At 34.2% G+C, this 17638-nt stretch carries 15 protein-coding genes and 2 other annotated features (1 of these 17 running past the window's edge); all 15 genes read left to right on the forward strand.

Translation table 11 applies throughout. The features are described 5' to 3' along the window. Position 1 precedes the first annotated feature (1 nt). The 15 genes from hemL to mreD all read left to right on the forward strand — a co-directional run bounded on the left by hemL (position 2) and on the right by mreD (position 17513). Positions 2-1288 (forward strand): glutamate-1-semialdehyde 2,1-aminomutase, encoded by a 1287-nt coding sequence (hemL, locus tag OCL94_RS05095; RefSeq protein ID WP_262995242.1) that lies wholly within the window; start codon positions 2-4, stop codon positions 1286-1288. A gap of 352 nt (positions 1289-1640) precedes the next feature. After that, a complete protein-coding gene (locus OCL94_RS05100; protein WP_262995244.1) occupies positions 1641-2108 on the forward strand; it encodes a hypothetical protein in 468 nt (155 codons plus the stop codon). A 245-nt stretch (positions 2109-2353) separates the two neighbouring features. Then, positions 2354-3403: an AbrB family transcriptional regulator gene (locus tag OCL94_RS05105; protein WP_262995246.1), complete on the forward strand. Its 1050-nt coding sequence runs from the start codon at positions 2354-2356 to the stop codon at positions 3401-3403. Between the two features lie 53 nt (positions 3404-3456). Then, positions 3457-3662 (forward strand) — a binding site (T-box leader). Between the two features lie 57 nt (positions 3663-3719). After that, positions 3720-6353 (forward strand): valine--tRNA ligase, encoded by a 2634-nt coding sequence (locus OCL94_RS05110; RefSeq protein WP_262995391.1) that lies wholly within the window; start codon positions 3720-3722, stop codon positions 6351-6353. Between the two features lie 4 nt (positions 6354-6357). Beyond that, a complete protein-coding gene (locus OCL94_RS05115; RefSeq protein WP_262995248.1) occupies positions 6358-7629 on the forward strand; it encodes a bifunctional folylpolyglutamate synthase/dihydrofolate synthase in 1272 nt (423 codons plus the stop codon). Positions 7630-7885: 256 nt separating this feature from the next. Then, positions 7886-8620 (forward strand): prepilin peptidase, encoded by a 735-nt coding sequence (locus OCL94_RS05120; protein WP_262995250.1) that lies wholly within the window; start codon positions 7886-7888, stop codon positions 8618-8620. Continuing rightward, positions 8620-9291, forward strand: a complete 672-nt coding sequence (gene radC, locus OCL94_RS05125) for a RadC family protein (protein ID WP_262995252.1) — start codon at positions 8620-8622, stop codon at positions 9289-9291. The genes OCL94_RS05120 and radC overlap by 1 nt, the downstream gene beginning before the upstream one ends. Beyond that, complete coding sequence (locus tag OCL94_RS05130) at positions 9291-9653, forward strand: hypothetical protein (RefSeq protein ID WP_262995254.1); 363 nt, start codon at positions 9291-9293, stop codon at positions 9651-9653. Before radC ends, OCL94_RS05130 begins: the two co-directional genes overlap by 1 nt. Before the next feature lie 343 nt (positions 9654-9996). Further along, on the forward strand, positions 9997-11733 hold the full coding sequence (locus OCL94_RS05135) for an ABC transporter ATP-binding protein (protein ID WP_262995256.1): 1737 nt from the start codon (positions 9997-9999) through the stop codon (positions 11731-11733). Continuing rightward, positions 11733-13472: an ABC transporter ATP-binding protein gene (locus OCL94_RS05140; RefSeq protein WP_262995258.1), complete on the forward strand. Its 1740-nt coding sequence runs from the start codon at positions 11733-11735 to the stop codon at positions 13470-13472. The genes OCL94_RS05135 and OCL94_RS05140 overlap by 1 nt, the downstream gene beginning before the upstream one ends. A gap of 11 nt (positions 13473-13483) precedes the next feature. Further along, entirely contained in the window at positions 13484-13984 is a 501-nt protein-coding gene (locus OCL94_RS05145; RefSeq protein WP_262995260.1) for a GNAT family N-acetyltransferase, read from the forward strand. 21 nt (positions 13985-14005) lie between these two features. Further along, a complete protein-coding gene (locus OCL94_RS05150) occupies positions 14006-14425 on the forward strand; it encodes a DUF4930 family protein (protein WP_262995262.1) in 420 nt (139 codons plus the stop codon). A 681-nt stretch (positions 14426-15106) separates the two neighbouring features. Then, positions 15107-16117: a glycoside hydrolase family 3 N-terminal domain-containing protein gene (locus tag OCL94_RS05155; protein ID WP_262995264.1), complete on the forward strand. Its 1011-nt coding sequence runs from the start codon at positions 15107-15109 to the stop codon at positions 16115-16117. Positions 16118-16140: 23 nt separating this feature from the next. Continuing rightward, positions 16141-17010 (forward strand): rod shape-determining protein MreC, encoded by an 870-nt coding sequence (gene mreC, locus OCL94_RS05160; RefSeq protein ID WP_317618543.1) that lies wholly within the window; start codon positions 16141-16143, stop codon positions 17008-17010. Continuing rightward, on the forward strand, positions 17010-17513 hold the full coding sequence (gene mreD / locus OCL94_RS05165; RefSeq protein WP_262995268.1) for a rod shape-determining protein MreD: 504 nt from the start codon (positions 17010-17012) through the stop codon (positions 17511-17513). Before mreC ends, mreD begins: the two co-directional genes overlap by 1 nt. Before the next feature lie 54 nt (positions 17514-17567). Continuing rightward, positions 17568-17638 (forward strand) — a sequence feature (ribosomal protein L21 leader region); it runs 2 nt beyond the window's last position.

Consider the following 17638-nt stretch of genomic DNA (forward strand, 5'->3'; position numbering starts at 1 on the left):
AATGAACTATTCTAAATCTCAAGCAGCTTTTAACGAAGCAGTTAATTTAATGCCTGGCGGCGTTAATAGTCCGGTACGTGCATTTAAAAGTGTAGATATGGATCCAATCTTCATGGATCACGGAAAAGGTTCTAAAATTTACGATATCGATGGCAATGAATATATTGATTACGTATTAAGCTGGGGACCATTAATTTTAGGTCATGCTGATGATAAAGTGACGGGCGAACTTCAAAAAGCAATCTTAAAAGGTAGTAGTTTCGGTGCACCAACTACGTTAGAAAATGAAATGGCGAAGCTTGTAATCGACCGTGTACCTTCTGTGGAAATGGTGCGTATGGTATCAAGTGGTACTGAGGCAACGTTAGCTGCATTACGTTTAGCGCGAGGATATACAGGTAAAAACAAAATCTTAAAATTTATCGGTTGCTACCATGGACATAGTGATTCATTATTAATTAAAGCAGGATCAGGTGTTGCAACTTTAGGTTTACCGGATTCTCCTGGGGTACCGAAAGGCACTGCTGAAAATACAATTACAGTGCACTACAATGATTTAGATTCAGTTCAACTTGCGTTTGAAAAATATGGTGATGATATCGCTTGTATCATTGTTGAACCTGTAGCAGGAAATATGGGGGTTGTTCCACCTGTAGAAGGCTTCTTACAAGGATTACGTGACATTACAACTGAATACGGTGCGTTACTTATCTTTGATGAAGTCATGACAGGTTTCCGTGTAGATTATAACTGTGCGCAAGGATACTTCGGGGTAACACCAGACTTAACTTGTTTAGGAAAAGTAATCGGTGGAGGCTTACCAGTCGGTGCATTCGGTGGTAAACGAGAAATTATGGAGCAAATCGCACCGGCAGGAAGTATTTATCAAGCAGGTACTTTAAGCGGTAACCCACTTGCAATGACAGGTGGATATTACACGTTAAGCCAGTTAACGAAAGAAAGTTATGATCACTTTAATCATTTAGGTGATTTGTTAGAAAAAGGATTATATGATGTATTTGGTAAACATAATGTGCCGATTACAGTGAATCGTGCAGGAAGTATGATTGGATATTTCTTAAACGAAGAAAAGGTAACTAACTTTGAAATTGCTTCAAAATCAGATTTAAAATTATTTGCAGCGATGTATAAAGAAATGGCGAATAACGGTGTCTTCCTACCACCATCACAATTTGAAGGTATGTTTATGTCTACGAAACATACTGAAGAGGATATTGCGAATACGTTAAATGCTTTTGATTTATCATTAGCAAAGTTAAAAAAATAATAAAATAATAGGGAAAGTTTAAAATAAAAAAGTATAAACACATAATGCAAACACCAAAAACGATATTACAGTTTTTGGTGTTTTTTTTCTTGTAAATTGTGTTGAATTATATTTACATCAATCTATTTTCAAAACATAATAAATAGTTATATTGGCGAAATTTTAGGTCGATTGTTGGCTGTCTTTAACACAGATATAGAAAAAATTATATAAAAAAATAGTGTAATAACAGCGTTTTGAAAGCGTTAAGAAATATATTTGCATAAATTATGTTTATCATCGGTCATTTGAGGTTATCGTATTTATGTAATTAATTTTCGATTACACAAATTCATTTTGGGAGGTATTTATTATGACAAACAAAAGAAATGATAACATCAGAGATAATCAAGACAGAGATGTAATTTATAATTCTGAAACAGATCGTAACAACACACATGTAACACATCAAGCGGATGGCGATACATATAAAGATGGTCGCAAAGTACGCGAAGGTGAACATCATGAAAAAGTAGTTGTTGAAGAACGTGATCGTGTAGGTCATGATCATATCGAAAGAACACCTAAAAAGAAAAGCCCTTGGGCATGGTTATTACCGTTATTATTACTTGCTTTATTAGCTGTACTTGCTTTAAGTTTCTGCAATAAGAAAGATGATGCAAACGAAAAAGCGACAACAGAAGAAGCAACGACAGAAGAAAAAGCAACAACTGAAAAAGCGACTACAGAAGAAAAAGCAACGACTGAAGCTGCAACAACAGAAGCTTCAATCAAAACATTTGATTTAGCGGTTATTACAAATTTTGATTTAGCATCATAAATAGTACGAAGAGGCAGAGACTGAAATGTTCTGCTCGTAAAAAAACCGAAAGAAACTCATAAATCGCTCTTTGATTTATAGTTTTCTTTCGGTTTTTTTCGCAGTGGCAAATTCTGTTCCGCCGTTTAAGCTATAAATCGTCAGAGGACAAAGCAATAGGTCTCATTCTATTTTTTGAGCGCTTCTCAGGAACATCAGTACAATATTTTGTATAGTATAAAGTAACAACATTAATGGAAGTGTAAATGATGCCTTATTTAATTTTGTTTATCGTGAGTTTTATATTCGGATGGTTCTTTCAGTCTATCGGCATGATATTACCGTGGCTTTTTGGGCCGATCAGTGCAGCAATCGCATTAAAAAAATATTCGCGTGTACAGTATTATTGGCCAAAAGGAATCAGTGATATTGGATTATATATTTTAGGCGCACAAATTGGTGTCTCTTTTACGAAAGAAATATTAGGGGATATTGCGCATGATTTTTTATCCATTGTATTATTAAGCGTTTTGATTGTAGTTTGTGCAATTGTAATTTCATTATTATTTAAAAAAATTGTCGGTTGTTCGACAGAGACTGCACTCCTTTCTTCAATTCCTGGTGCATTAAACCAGATGATTGTCATGGCTGAAGAAAATAAAAATGCAAGCTTATTAATCGTTACTTTAACGCAAACATCGCGTTTATTATTTGTGATTATGTTTGTACCGTTTATTTCACGTTTATCATCACACAACATTCATCCTATTGAACTTACTCAGGCGAAGGCGATATATGATGTATTAAATATCTATCAAATGATGATGCTCATTGTATTTATTGCTGTTAGTATTTATTGTTTTAAAATCATTCATTTACCTGTACCTGATATGCTGGGGCCAATATTTGTAATTGTGATATGGAATTTATCAACAGGACAAAATTTTACTGTTCCGATGCCTTTAATCAATATTGCGCAAATACTGTTTGGTATTAGAATTGGATTACAAATGTATGATTTATCCAGTCAAATCAATAGAAAGTTATTCATCGGTATTTTTGTACAAAATTTTTTATTGATAATGTGTGCAATTTTGATGTCGATTATTGTTACAGTAATGACGCATCACCCATTTAATGACGTATTTTTAAGTGCAGCACCAGGAGGTATGGCTCAAATCGTAATTGTCGCTTTAGAGACCGGTGCAAATGTCGCAATGATTTCAAGTTATCATATCTTTAGAATTTTCTTTATTTTACTTGCAGTCACACCGTTGATGTCTTTATATTTGAAGTGGCGTAATCAAACATTATAAAAGTAATGTACATTGACAGTCCATTTAAATTCTTATACAATAACGGTAACTCAATATTCTTACAGGAAGAGTAATTTAATGGATATATAAGAGAGTGCATGGTTGGTGAGAATGCACATTGAAATTAAACGAAGGTAGCCTGACTTAAAATGTATATTGAACATTTACTTAAGTAGATATACACGTGTTTCGAGCGATAATCGACATGAGTGCAGCGTCAGCTGAATTTAGGTGGTACCACGGTCATCCCGTCCTATTGTTATAGGACGGGATTTTTTTGTAGGAATGATTAAGGAAATTTATTTAATTTGGAGGCATTGAAATGGATACTAAATATAATCCGCAACAAGTAGAACAAGGACGTTACCAGGAATGGTTAGATAAAGGTTTATTTAAAGCGACAGAAGATGATAATAAAAAGCCATTTACAATTGTAATTCCACCACCGAACGTGACGGGTAAATTACATATCGGTCATGCATGGGATACAACATTACAAGATATCATTACACGTATGAAACGTATGCAAGGTTATAATACGCTATATTTACCTGGTATGGATCATGCAGGTATTGCAACTCAGGCAAAAGTTGAAGCGAAGTTACGTGAGGAAGGTATTTCTCGTCATGATATTGGTCGTGCAAAATTTTTAGAACATACGATGGAATGGAAAGAAGAATATGCTGGTTTCATTCGTAGCCAGTGGGCAAAACTTGGATTAGGTTTAGATTACTCACGTGAACGATTCACATTAGATGAAGGGTTAAGTGAAGCGGTAAAAGAAGTATTTGTTAAGATGTACGAAAAAGGATTAATTTACCGTGGTGAACGTATCATTAACTGGGATCCTGCAGCACGTACGGCACTGAGCGATATCGAAGTAATTCATGAAGAAGTTGAAGGTGCGTTCTATCATATTAAATATCCTTATGCAGAGGGAGACGGCTTTATTGAAATCGCAACAACGCGACCTGAAACTTTATTAGGTGATACAGCTGTCGTTGTACATCCTGAAGATGAGCGTTATAAAGCAGTGATTGGAAAGAAAGTTATCTTACCGATTGTTGAGCGTGAGTTACCAATTTTAGGTGATGACTACGTTGAAATGGACTTCGGTAGTGGTGCAATGAAAGTAACACCAGCTCATGATCCGAATGACTTTGAGATTGGGAACAGACATAACCTAGAACGTATTAACGTAATGAATGAAGATGGAACGATGAATGACTTAGCCGGTAAATATGCTGGTTTGGATCGTTTTGAATGTCGTAAAGCACTTGTTGCTGATTTAGAAGCAGCAGGATTCATGATAAAGATTGAGAAACATATGCACCAGGTTGGACACAGTGAACGTAGTGGCGCAATTGTTGAACCATATCTTTCTAAACAATGGTTTGTGAAGATGGCACCGCTTGCGGAACAAGCATTAGATTTCCAGAAGACAGATGATAAAATTGAATTCGTACCCCCACGTTTTGAAGGGACGTTCAATCGCTGGATGAAAGGCATTCATGACTGGTGTATTTCACGTCAATTATGGTGGGGACATCAAATTCCTGCATGGTATCATAATGAAACAGGTGAACTTTATGTTGGTAAAGATGCACCTGCAGATATCGAAAACTGGACACAAGACGAAGATGTGTTAGATACATGGTTCTCAAGTGCGTTATGGCCTTTCTCTACGTTAGGATGGCCAAATGTTGATGCAGAAGACTTTAAACGCTTCTATCCAACCAATGTACTTGTAACGGGTTATGATATTATTTTCTTCTGGGTTGCACGTATGATCTTCCAGGGGATTGAGTTTACTGGAATGAAACCATTTAATGAAGTATTGATCCACGGATTAGTGCGTGCAGAAGATGGTCGTAAAATGAGTAAATCATTAGGTAACGGTGTTGATCCAATGGATGTTATCGAACAATATGGTGCAGATAGCTTACGTTACTTCTTAGCGACAGGCTCTACCCCAGGTCAGGACTTACGTTATTCAACAGAGAAGATCGAGGCAACCTGGAATTTCATTAATAAGATTTGGAACGCATCACGTTTCAGTTTAATGAATATCGGTGAAAACTTTACAGCTAGTGATATTAACTTAGAAGGTAACAAATCATTAGCAGATGAGTGGATCTTAACGCGACTTAATGAAACAATTGAAGAAGTTACGCGCCTTGCTGATAAATATGAGTTCGGCGAAGTTGGTCGTGTCCTTTACAACTTTATTTGGGATGAATTCTGTGACTGGTACATTGAAATGAGTAAGATTCCGATGAATGGTGAAGACGAAGCTGCGAAACAAATGACGCGTTCTATCTTAGCGTATACTTTAGATGCAATTATGCGTATGATGCATCCGTTTATGCCATTCGTAACGGAAAGTATTTGGCAGAACTTACCGGTTGAAGGTGATTCAATTGTTACGGCAAGCTGGCCAGCTGTTCGTCCTGAACTTTCAAATCTGGAAAGTAAGAAAGATATGGAACAATTAATGGAGATTATTCGCGCCGTACGTAATACACGTAGTGAAGTGAATACGCCAATGAGCAAACAAATTCCAATGATGATTAAGACGAATAGTGCTGAAATTGCTGCACGACTGGAAACTGAACGTCCATTTATTGAACGTTTCTGTAATCCAAGTGAATTAACGATTAATACTGATATTGAAGTGCCGGAAGAAGTCATGACAACTGCTGTTACAGGTGGACTTGTTGTATTACCATTAGAAGGATTAATCGATATGGCAAAAGAAATTGAACGCCTTGAGAAAGAACTGAAAAAATGGTCGTCAGAATTAGATCGTGTTAATAAAAAATTAAGTAACGAAAAATTTGTTAGTAAAGCGCCAGAAAAAATTATTAATGAAGAAAAAGAGAAACAAGCACTTTATACAGAGAAATATGAAAGTGTTCAGGCAAGATTAAATCAATTGAACGGGAAGTAATCATATGAATTATTTAGAGAGTTTATACTGGATTCATGAACGCTATAAATTTGGAATAAAGCCTGGCATTAAGCGAATGGAATGGATGCTTGAAAAGTTAGATCATCCTGAACGTAAAATTAATGGTATTCACGTTGTAGGTACTAATGGAAAAGGTTCTACGGTCAGTTATTTAAAAAATGCTTTAATGGCAAATAATTATACAGTAGGTACATTTACTTCGCCTTATATTGAAACATTTAATGAACGCATCAGCTTAAATGGATTACCCATATCAAATGATGAAATTGTTGAATTAGTCAGTATTGTAAAGCCAGTCAGTGAAATGCTGCATGATGAAACGGATTTAGGCGTAGCGACTGAATTTGAAATTATAACGATGATGATGTTTGTCTATTTCGGACAAATTCATCCCGTTGATTTCGTGATTGTTGAAGCCGGTCTAGGTGCGAAAAATGATTCGACGAATGTGTTTATGCCAATCATGACAGTATTGACGAGTATAGGTTTAGATCACACTAATATATTAGGTGACACTTATTTAGACATTGCGAAAGAGAAAGCTGGCGTAATTAAAACAGGTGTTCCGTTAGTATTTGCCGTACATCATGATGAAGCAAAAGCATATATCAATGCTGTAGTTGAAGAAAAGCATGTGAAAGGTATTAAATTAAATCGTGATATTCAATGTGTGTCAAACGGAAAAGAATTTACGTTTAGATATAAAGATTACGAATTAGAAAATATTGAGCTTAAAATGATTGGTGCACATCAACAGGAAAATGCGTCACTTGCGATTGCAACCTTATTAGAAATGTTTGACCGTGGCATGATTATGCTGGACTTTAATAAGATGATAGAAGCAATTGAAGCTACGACATGGACAGGTCGAATTGAAACGATTCAGGAATCGCCAACTATCATTTTAGATGGTGCGCACAATAAAGAATCGATTGATGTATTAGTAGCGACGATGAAGCAACATTATCCAGATAGAACCATCGATGTGTTATTTTCGGCTATCGATGGCAAACCTATTGGAAGAATGCTTAAATCATTAGAAGAGATTGCAGATACATTTTATGTTACAGACTTTGACTTTCCGAAAGCATTACCCGTTGATACAATCTATGAAAGTGTTGAGCACGAAAAGAAAGTGAAAATTAAAGACTATGGTGATTTTATTAAAACGTATGACGGAGATTTACTAATCGTCACCGGCAGTTTGTATTTTATTAGTACAGTTAAAGATAAGCTGAAAAAACATGCACAATAGGGTATTATTTTAACAATATCATTTTGTCAAGTTTAATCATTATCGCATATTTTTTCTAAAAGCGAAATTTGTCCCAAAATTAAAAAATTGCAGCAATTTAATGCAATATTTTAATTTTGGGACTTTATTTTTTAATTTTTGCACTAAAATTGCTTTCAAAATTGAATTGCTGCATTTTTACAACAATTTAATCTTGTTATATAGTCAATGTGAAAATATTGAAAGGAGGAACTCATGTGGTGAGTCAAATACGTTAATGTTGTTATTTATTACAGGGGCATTCATTGGTTCGTTTATGCTTTGTTTGACGTATGAAGAATGGAGTTTATTACGCAAATCACAATGTGAAAGTTGTCATCATCAGCTGAATATTATTGATTTGATACCTGTGTTATCTTTCTTTATCAGGCGGGGACGCTGTCATTATTGTGGTGTAAAGTTAAGCAGTAAGTATATTATCAGTGAAATTTCAACAGGTTGTGCATTAATGCTAATTTATTTTAATCCAGCACTAGACAATACTTTATTATACACGATAACAATTATATTAATTCCACTTGCGATTTATGATACTGAACGTATGAAGATACCTAATTTTATGTTACTCATTTTAATGTTAATTTTATTAATTACTAATATACATGACTATTATAACGAAATGATTTCTTTTAATTTAACGATCAATATGATGACGATTTTATATAAATTATTAATGATTATCCTTCTACATTTATTTTTCTTTCTAACAAATAGTATTGGCTATGGTGATATTAAACTTTTTTCAATTCTACTTATCTTTCTACCTATTCCATTTTTCATTGCACTTTTTTTCATAACCTATTTAATTGGTGGTCTGGCTTGTATTGTATTTTTAAGTTACAAATCAAACCTTAAACGCATACCACTAGTACCGTTTATTACTGCAGCATTTTTTGTTGTCATACTACTTTACGATGCGATAAAGAAATTGTATTTTGGAGGATTTGTATAATGATTGATTTTGCACTGGATATTGATAAACCACGTGAACGATTAATGATTTATGGTCCGGATAAACTGACTAACCAAGAATTATTGTCACTTATTATTGGGAGTGGCGTTCGTGATGAAACAGTGTATCAAGTGTCTGACAATATATTAAATCAAGTCGATAGTATTAAAGATTTAAGGTACTTAACGATTCAGGAACTCACACAAATTAAAGGTATTGGGGATAAGAAGGCGGCTACGATATTGGCAGTTGTGGAGTTAGCCCAACGAATGCATACACATTCGCCTGAAGAGAAGGTACGCATCACGTCACCACAATCGGTGTCTGATTTACTGATGGAACGCATGCGCTATTTAACGCAGGAGCATTTTATGATTCTCATGTTAAACACGAAAAATTATGTCATTCATGAACATACTGTCTTCATCGGTTCATTAAATGCTTCAATTGTCCATCCGAGAGAAATATTTCGTGAGGCAATTAAACGCAGTGCTGCTAATATCATTGCGGTGCATAACCATCCGTCGGGGTGTGCTGAACCGAGTTATGAAGATATTGAAGTGACGAGACGACTCGTAAATGTCGGTGAACTCGTCGGTATCGATTTGCTGGACCATATTATTATTGGTGATGGTGAATTCACCAGTTTGAAAGAAAGGAGAAAGTTATAGTGGGATTAGATATGTATATTTATTTAATGGATAATGAAACAAATGAGATGATAGAGTTTTCATATTTCAGGAAATTTAATGCATTGCATGGTTACTTTGATATGAAATATGATTTAGATAACCCATGTTCAATTGAAATAACGGATGAAGACATTTCGCATTTAATGTTCAAAGTCAATGCGATTCGTATGAATGCAAACGTTGCAGAAAAAGCATTACCAGTCTATTATGGGCCATTCTTCGGGAGTTATGAATATGGATTCGTCTACTTTGAATATATTGATCAGTTATATAAAGTATTGAAGCGGTTAATGAAAGTCGATCGACAGCAATATAAAATTTTTTACCAGGCAGATTATTAAGCAATGTAAATTTAATGTAAAATCTATTCGTAAAACGAAATTTATTTATTTGAACTATTGAAATTTTCAGAAGATTAATTTATGATTAAGTCAACGATTAAAGAAAGGAGGAAAATACAATGATTAACTTACGACAATATGATTATGATGTTTTACAAAGTTTATATTTTCCTCCTGCATACGATGAGATAAATGGATAGACGATTAAAGTTAGTTGTTATGATATAACTTTAATGGTTTTGTTTATTCAATTGTTTGTGGGAGAATACCCACTCAAAAATGTGCACATGCTCATTCTATGAGTATGTGTATTTTTTTATGAGTGAAATGAGGAGTGTGACAAATGTTAAGTGTGCTATTTAAATTAGGATGGTTCTTTAAACAGGAAAAGAAACGCTATCTATTAGCAGTACTGTTATTATTATGTGCCAATGTAACAGAAATAATACCACCATGGCTTATCGGAAAAACGATTGATTATGTTAATTTAAAATCATTGACATTAGATCGTTTTCACTGGATATTAATTGTTTTTTCAGTAACGCTTATTTTAAGTTACTTTATTAATTATTTATGGCGATATTTATTATTCAATGGTTCGCAGTTGCTTGAAAGTATTATGCGTAAAAAAATGATGGCAAAGTTTTTAACGATGAGTCCAGGTTTTTACGAAAAAAATAGAACAGGCGATTTAATGGCAAAAGCGACAAATGATTTGAGTGCAATAAGACAAACTGTTGGCTTTGGGATATTGACGCTGGTCGATAGTACAACGTATATGATAACCATCATCGCTACAATGGCTATTGCGATTTCATGGAAGTTGACGCTTGTAGCATTGATTCCGTTGCCGCTGTTAGCATATATCGAACAACGTTTAGGTAAGATGATTCATGAACGTTACACAGTAAGTCAAGATGCATTTGGTGAGATGAATGACAGCGTATTAGAGTCCATTGAAGGGGTACGTGTAACACGTGCTTTTGCTCAGGAAAAGCACCTTGATAACAATTTTAAAGCGATGACTACAGAAGTAGTGAATAAATTTATTCATGTTGAGAAATTAGATGCTTTATTTAAACCTATTACAATTATCGTCACTTCATTAAGTTTTATGATTGGTTTAGGTTATGGCAGTTATTTAGTGAACCAGGGTGAAATAACTGTAGGTGAGCTGATTTCATTTAATGTGTATTTGAATATGCTCGTATGGCCAATGTTTGCGATTGGATTATTATTTAATATTATGCAGCGTGGAAACGCATCTTTAGATCGTGTCATGGCGACTTTAACTACAGAAGATACGATGGAGGATCCTATCGATACATTCGTACCAAGCGATCATCATGTATCATTTGATGCTGTTACATTTCAATATCCAACAAGTGAAACAGTGAACTTAAAGGATGTTTCGATTGAAATTAAAGTCGGTGAAACACTTGGTATTGTCGGCCCGACAGGTTGCGGTAAGACAACATTAATTAAGCAGATTTTAAAGGAATATCCGATGGGGAACGGTAATATTAAAATTGGTAATTTCAGTGTAAAAGATTTATCGAAAGTTGAAGTAAGAAATAAAATTGGCTACGTTTCTCAAGAAAATATATTATTTTCAAGAACAGTAAAAGAAAATATTAAATTCGGGAAAGACAATGCGACGGATGCGGAAATTAATGAAGCGATACGTCTTGCAAATTTCGAACAGGACGTTGAACGATTGCCACAAGGGCTGGAAACATTAGTGGGTGAAAAAGGGATTGCGATTTCCGGAGGTCAAAAACAACGTATTTCAATTGCACGTGCGATGATTAAAAATCCGGATATATTGATTCTGGATGATTCATTGTCTGCAGTGGATGCGAAAACTGAAACCGCAATTATCGACAACATTCAAACATCCAGAAAAGGAAAAACGACAATCATTTCAACCCATCGTTTATCAGCCGTACAACATGCTGATTTAATTGTTGTATTAGATAGAGGTGAAATTATTGAACGTGGTACACATGAAGCACTTTTAATGCAGGATGGTTGGTATAAGTCTCAATTTGATCGTCAACAGTTAGGAGGGGATGCATAGTGTCTACTACGAAACGTTTATTTATAGAAGCGAAAAAAGAGAAACGATTATTTCTTATCGGGTTTATTATTTTATTACTGGCCGTTGTGATGGAATTGATTGGACCTGTCATTGGTATGTATATTATTGACCATCATATTAAGACAGCGAAAGAAGGTCTCATCAATATGCAGCCAATATTGGTGTTACTAGCAATTTATTTTGTTATCGCGATTGTTTATGCGATATTAAGTTATTATCAAACATTATTCTTTCAAACAGCGGGTTCAAATGTCATTAAACATTTAAGAACAAAGTTATTTAGCCATATTCAGCAATTACCTATTAAATTTTTTGATAATTTACCTGCTGGAAAAGTTGTTGCGCGTATTACAAATGATACACAAACAATTCTGGAATTATTTACGGTAATGTTACCGACATATATTTCAGGTATTACAAATATTTTAGGGATTATTGCAGTCATTTTTTATTTTAATGTCAAAATTGGTTTATTGGCATTAATTGTTGTACCGTTATTGTTTACATGGCTAGTCATTTACCGAAAAATAAGTGACCAGTATAATAATATCGTGCGTGAACGTAATAGTGATATGAATGCCATGCTAAATGAGTCGATAAATGGTATGACAATTATTCAATCGTTCAATCAGGAAGCGAAAATACAATCAGAATTCAATGCGCTAAATGATGAATATTTGAAGAATTATAGCAAGATTATTCAACTTGATTCTTTAACAAGTCATAATTTAATGGGAACGATTCGTTCTTTTGTGTTCCTTATAATGATATATATATTTGGACAATCATTTTTAAATGAACAACTGGCACTTACGGCTGGGATGATGTATATATTAGTAGATTATTTAACACGATTATTTAATCCAATGTTTAATATGGTCAATCAATTAAGTGTATTAGAACAAGCGCGAGTATCGAGTAATCGTGTATTTGAAATGCTGGATGAACCAGCTGAAATACAAGAACAACAAACGCTGGATCATTGTCTTGGTCATGTAAAGTTTGAAGATGTTTCATTTGGATATAAACCAGACGAGCTCGTATTACAACATATCAATATTGATGCGCGCCCTGGTGATACGATTGGTTTAGTCGGTCATACAGGATCAGGTAAAAGTTCAATTATGAATTTATTATTTAGGTTTTATGACCCGACAACAGGTAGAGTGACCATTGATGGTGTTGATACTTCAACTGTAACGAAGCAGTCAATGCGTCGACATATGGGAATTGTATTACAAGACCCATATTTATATACGGGAACGATTCTATCCAATATTACATTAAATGATCCGAGAATTACGCGTGAAATGGCAATTCAAGCGTTAGAACGTGTTGGTGGGAATCGTGTACTCCAATCTTTGGAGAACGGAATCGATACACCAGTCGTAGAAAAAGGGGCAACATTATCGAGTGGTCAACGCCAATTGATTAGTTTTGCGCGTGCGTTAGCGTTTAATCCTAAAATACTAATATTAGATGAAGCGACTGCAAGTATCGATAGCGAAACAGAAGCGGTTATACAACAAGCGATGGATGTATTAAAAGAAGGTCGAACGACATTTATTATTGCGCATCGTTTATCAACGATTAAACATGCAAATGAAATTATTGTGCTGGATAAAGGTCATATCATAGAACGTGGTACGCATGATACATTAATACAACTAGGCCAAGTTTATGCTAAAATGTATGCATTACAATCAGGTGTAAAATGAGGCGATAGTCAATGTATAAAGTGATACCGATGGACCGTCCAACTGCTGAATTGATTAGTCGGTGGGACTTTGGTTCTGGTTATGAATTTTACAATATAAACGAAGATCCGTATGTCATTGAAACGTTTCTAAACGGTCATTATCAAACGGTCATGAAAGATGGTGTTATATTTGGGTTCTTTTGTGATGGAGAAAGTGCACGGATGCACGATGATTATGAAATAGACCCAGATATGATAGATATTGGCTTTGCGCTTAATCCATCATTTATTGGACAAGGATATGGCCGCACGTTGCTAGAATTAATATTTGATTATTATGCGGATTATCATCAATTCAGGCTGACCGTTGCAGTATTTAATAATCGTGCAATTGCATTGTATAAAAAATATGGGTTTGTTATTACAGATACATTTTCTGAACAAATTGAAAATGAGGATGTTGCTTTTTATATTATGTTACGTAATCAATCTCAGGACGGATGTCATTTACCTTCAAACGATATACAATAGATTTTGAAGGTAGGGGATTTTATGTTTAGATTAATAAAAAGATTAATTAAATTAACATTACTTATTATTATTGCAATAATGATATATTTAATTGTACAGAATAATCCGTTCACGCAGCATCCGACAAGTAATTCTAATGCAACGACAGTGACGAACGGGAAAAGTTATACACTTGAAGATAATGCTTTGTTCCAGAATATTCCGTTATCACAAGTAAGAAATGTATTTAACTTTATGGATAAACAAGAGTTTATGGATGTATCGGGATTGTCTTTGATGGGATATAACGATACGTATTTAATTGGACTGCGTGGCAACGATTATATCATGTATCGATTTGGCGAACGACAAGTCACTGTATTTCAAAATGAGGCGGATTTATATAAAGCGTTGGCAGAACGTCAGCAAAATATACAAATGAAAGACAGAAATCAGTATTAATAAGAGAGGCTGACGAATGAGCGTTCAGACGCAAGGAAACTGGAGACAAAGCTGAAAAATCGATCTTTGATTTTGAAAGATTTGTCGAAGATTATCAGGCGTCTGCTCATGAGACGCCGTTTATAAAAGAGAAGGTATGAATGAATTTCATATCTTCTTTTTTGTTTGGTTTGTTTGCGGCACACATAGATTGATGCTCATTGCCGGTAAATCAAAAATAACGGCAATGAATCCAGAATTAACAGTCATTTTACAAAATGATTGCCGGTAAATCAAAAATACCGGCAATGAATCCAGAATTAACAGCCATTTCACAAAATGATTGCCGGTAAATTAAAAATACCGGCAATGAATCCAGAATTAACAGCCATTTTACAAAATGATTGCCGGTAAACTAAAAATACCGGCAATGAATCTCCTCAACTCAACTGAAAAAATATATATCGTATCAGCTCAATTTCTCCCATCATTTTGTTTTTTTCTTGAATTTGTTTATAATGAATACGGTAAATACATAAACAGAAATGAATTGGATGTGTTTTTTTGCCTTTAAATATAAACAAATTAATTTCTTTTTTGATTTTTTCTATAACAGTTCTACTATTATCATCATGTCATCAACCTATCAAATACGAACAATCACCTCGAACATTTTCAGTCAAACCAATAAAAAATGTCGCAATGATTCAAGTGATAGCAGATCAACTGACACTTGAAGAAAAAATCGCACAGCTTTTTATTTTAGGTTTTCAAGGTACTTCTTATAATGAAACATTAGCACAATATAATGACCTTAATATAGGTGGCGTATTAATGTTTGCAAATAATATTGCGGGGTCTGAAGAAGTTAAAACATTAAATGAAACAATTCAGTCAAATGCCCAGTCTATTCCGATGTTTATCGCAGTCGATCAGGAAGGTGGAAGGGTGAATCGTCTGCCATCCAATATCCCGAATATAGAATCAGCTTACCAAATTGGGTTATCTGGAAGTACCGACCATGCTTATCAAAGTGGTGCATTTATCGGTAAGAACTTAAAACGATTAGGATTTAATGTTGATTTTGCACCTTCACTCGATATTTGGAGTAATCCTGGCAATAAAGTTATCGGCGATCGTAGTTTTGGGCAAACATCACAAGATGTAATTCGATATGGTTTGCCTTTTAACAAAGGGATTAATGAACAACAGATAATCACAAGTGCGAAACACTTTCCTGGGCATGGTGATACTTTTGTTGATAGTCATGATACGCTACCAGTCAGCAATCTAACACTCGAACAGTTACAAAAGAAGGAATTGATGCCATTTAAAGCGGCGATTGCGCAAAATATTGACATGATTATGGTCAGTCATATATTATTCCCTGACATTGATGCAACGCATCCAAGCTCACTAAGTCCTAAAATGATTCAATCACTTTTACAAAAGCAAATGAAATATAATGGCATTGTAATTACAGATGATTTAGCAATGGGTGCAATTAAAAATAGTTATTCTCGTGAAGCAGCGCTCACGCAAGCGTTAAACGCAGGTGAAACGATGTTACTCATCGGTTCAGATATCGGGGATATCAAGTCGCAAATTCAATATCTTAAAGTACAAGTCGAAACTGGAAAGATTGATCGCAAAATTATTGAAGAAAATGTACAAAAAATTCTCAAGTTAAAGCATAAATATGGTATCGTATAATATATTAAAGTCAATTGAACGAGGTGTTAAGTTTGCCCAATTTTTATAAAAGAAACAAGTTAGTATTTTTCCTCTTTGGATTAATTATTTTTATGGTATGCATCGGCTTTTCATTAAGAGAGCGAGAGACTTCAACTGTTGAATCATTCGTAGGAGATTCAACAGCAGCTGGACAACGTGTAGTCTCGTATCCTGCTATGTTTATCAATGGCAATATTAATAATTTAATCGATATGTGGCATGCCAATGAAGAAAATAAAAAACTAAAAGAAAAAATTAAAGGATTCGCTCAAATTGAAGCAGATAATTATCGCCTTCAAAAAGAAAATCAGGAATTAAAAAATGCATTAAAAACAGATAGTATTGCGGAATACGCACCTGTGATTTCAACAATTATTGCCAGAAATCAAGATCAATGGATGAACACATTTATTATTAATAAAGGGAAGTCATCTGGATTGAAAGAAAATATGGCTGTGATGACAACAGAAGGTTTAGTAGGACGTATTAAAAAAGTGAATAGTTATTCTTCGCAAGTTGAACTAATTACATCAAGTATTAAAACAAGTAAAATCAGTGTTACTTTACAACAAGAAGGTCAGGATATCTTTGGTATGATTGATCATTTTGATGAAAGCAAGAATTTGCTCGTGCTCTCAGATATTAATAATAACGTAAAAGTTAAAATCGGGACAAAAGTTGTAACGAGTGGACTTGGCGGTCAGTTCCCGAAAGGTATTTTAATCGGAGAAGTTAAAAAAGTAGAAAATGATGAGTTTGGATTAAGTCAAATTGCTTATGTTGAAACAAAAGCTGACATTAAAGATTTGAATCAAGTCTATATCGCGAAAAAAAGTCCTAAAGTGATGACGTTTGAAGGAAGTGGCGAATAATGCAGTTAGTAATGATTCCACTGCTAGCGCTCATTTTGTTTTATATCGATTCACTCATCAACACAGCGTGGCCTGTGACAATCTTTGGAATGGATTATTTCTTTAAGTCGCATTTGCTACTGATGTATTTGCTAATCATTACGGTTTATAAAAATCCAAAAATTGCATTAATCCTTGGTATATTATTCGGGATGATTTCAGATATTTACTTTAATACAATTTATGGAGTACACTTATTTGGATTTATCATCGCCATACTTTTAATGAATCAATTGTTTAAAGTATTTTATAAAGATTTAAAAATGATGATTGTTTTATTTTTAGGATTCATTTTCCTATTTGAACATTTTTATTACATTACCTTTGCAGTGTTAGGCATCGTGCATATTAATTATTTCTTATTTTTATGGACTCATGTCATCCCGGCATTGATCATTAATTTAGTGCTTATTTTATTAATATTTCCGTTAATATTAAAATTGCTGGATAAGTATGCTAAATAAATATTGACGGCAAACTGTGGAAATGATATTATATTGAAGTTGAGTAGTTTCAGAAGCTACATACAACCGCACAACTTTGGGTTTAAAGTGAGTAATCCACCTAAAGATGGCGTGACTTAAATAAA

The organism is Macrococcus capreoli (assembly GCF_025628935.1).
Taxonomy (GTDB): domain Bacteria; phylum Bacillota; class Bacilli; order Staphylococcales; family Staphylococcaceae; genus Macrococcoides; species Macrococcoides capreoli.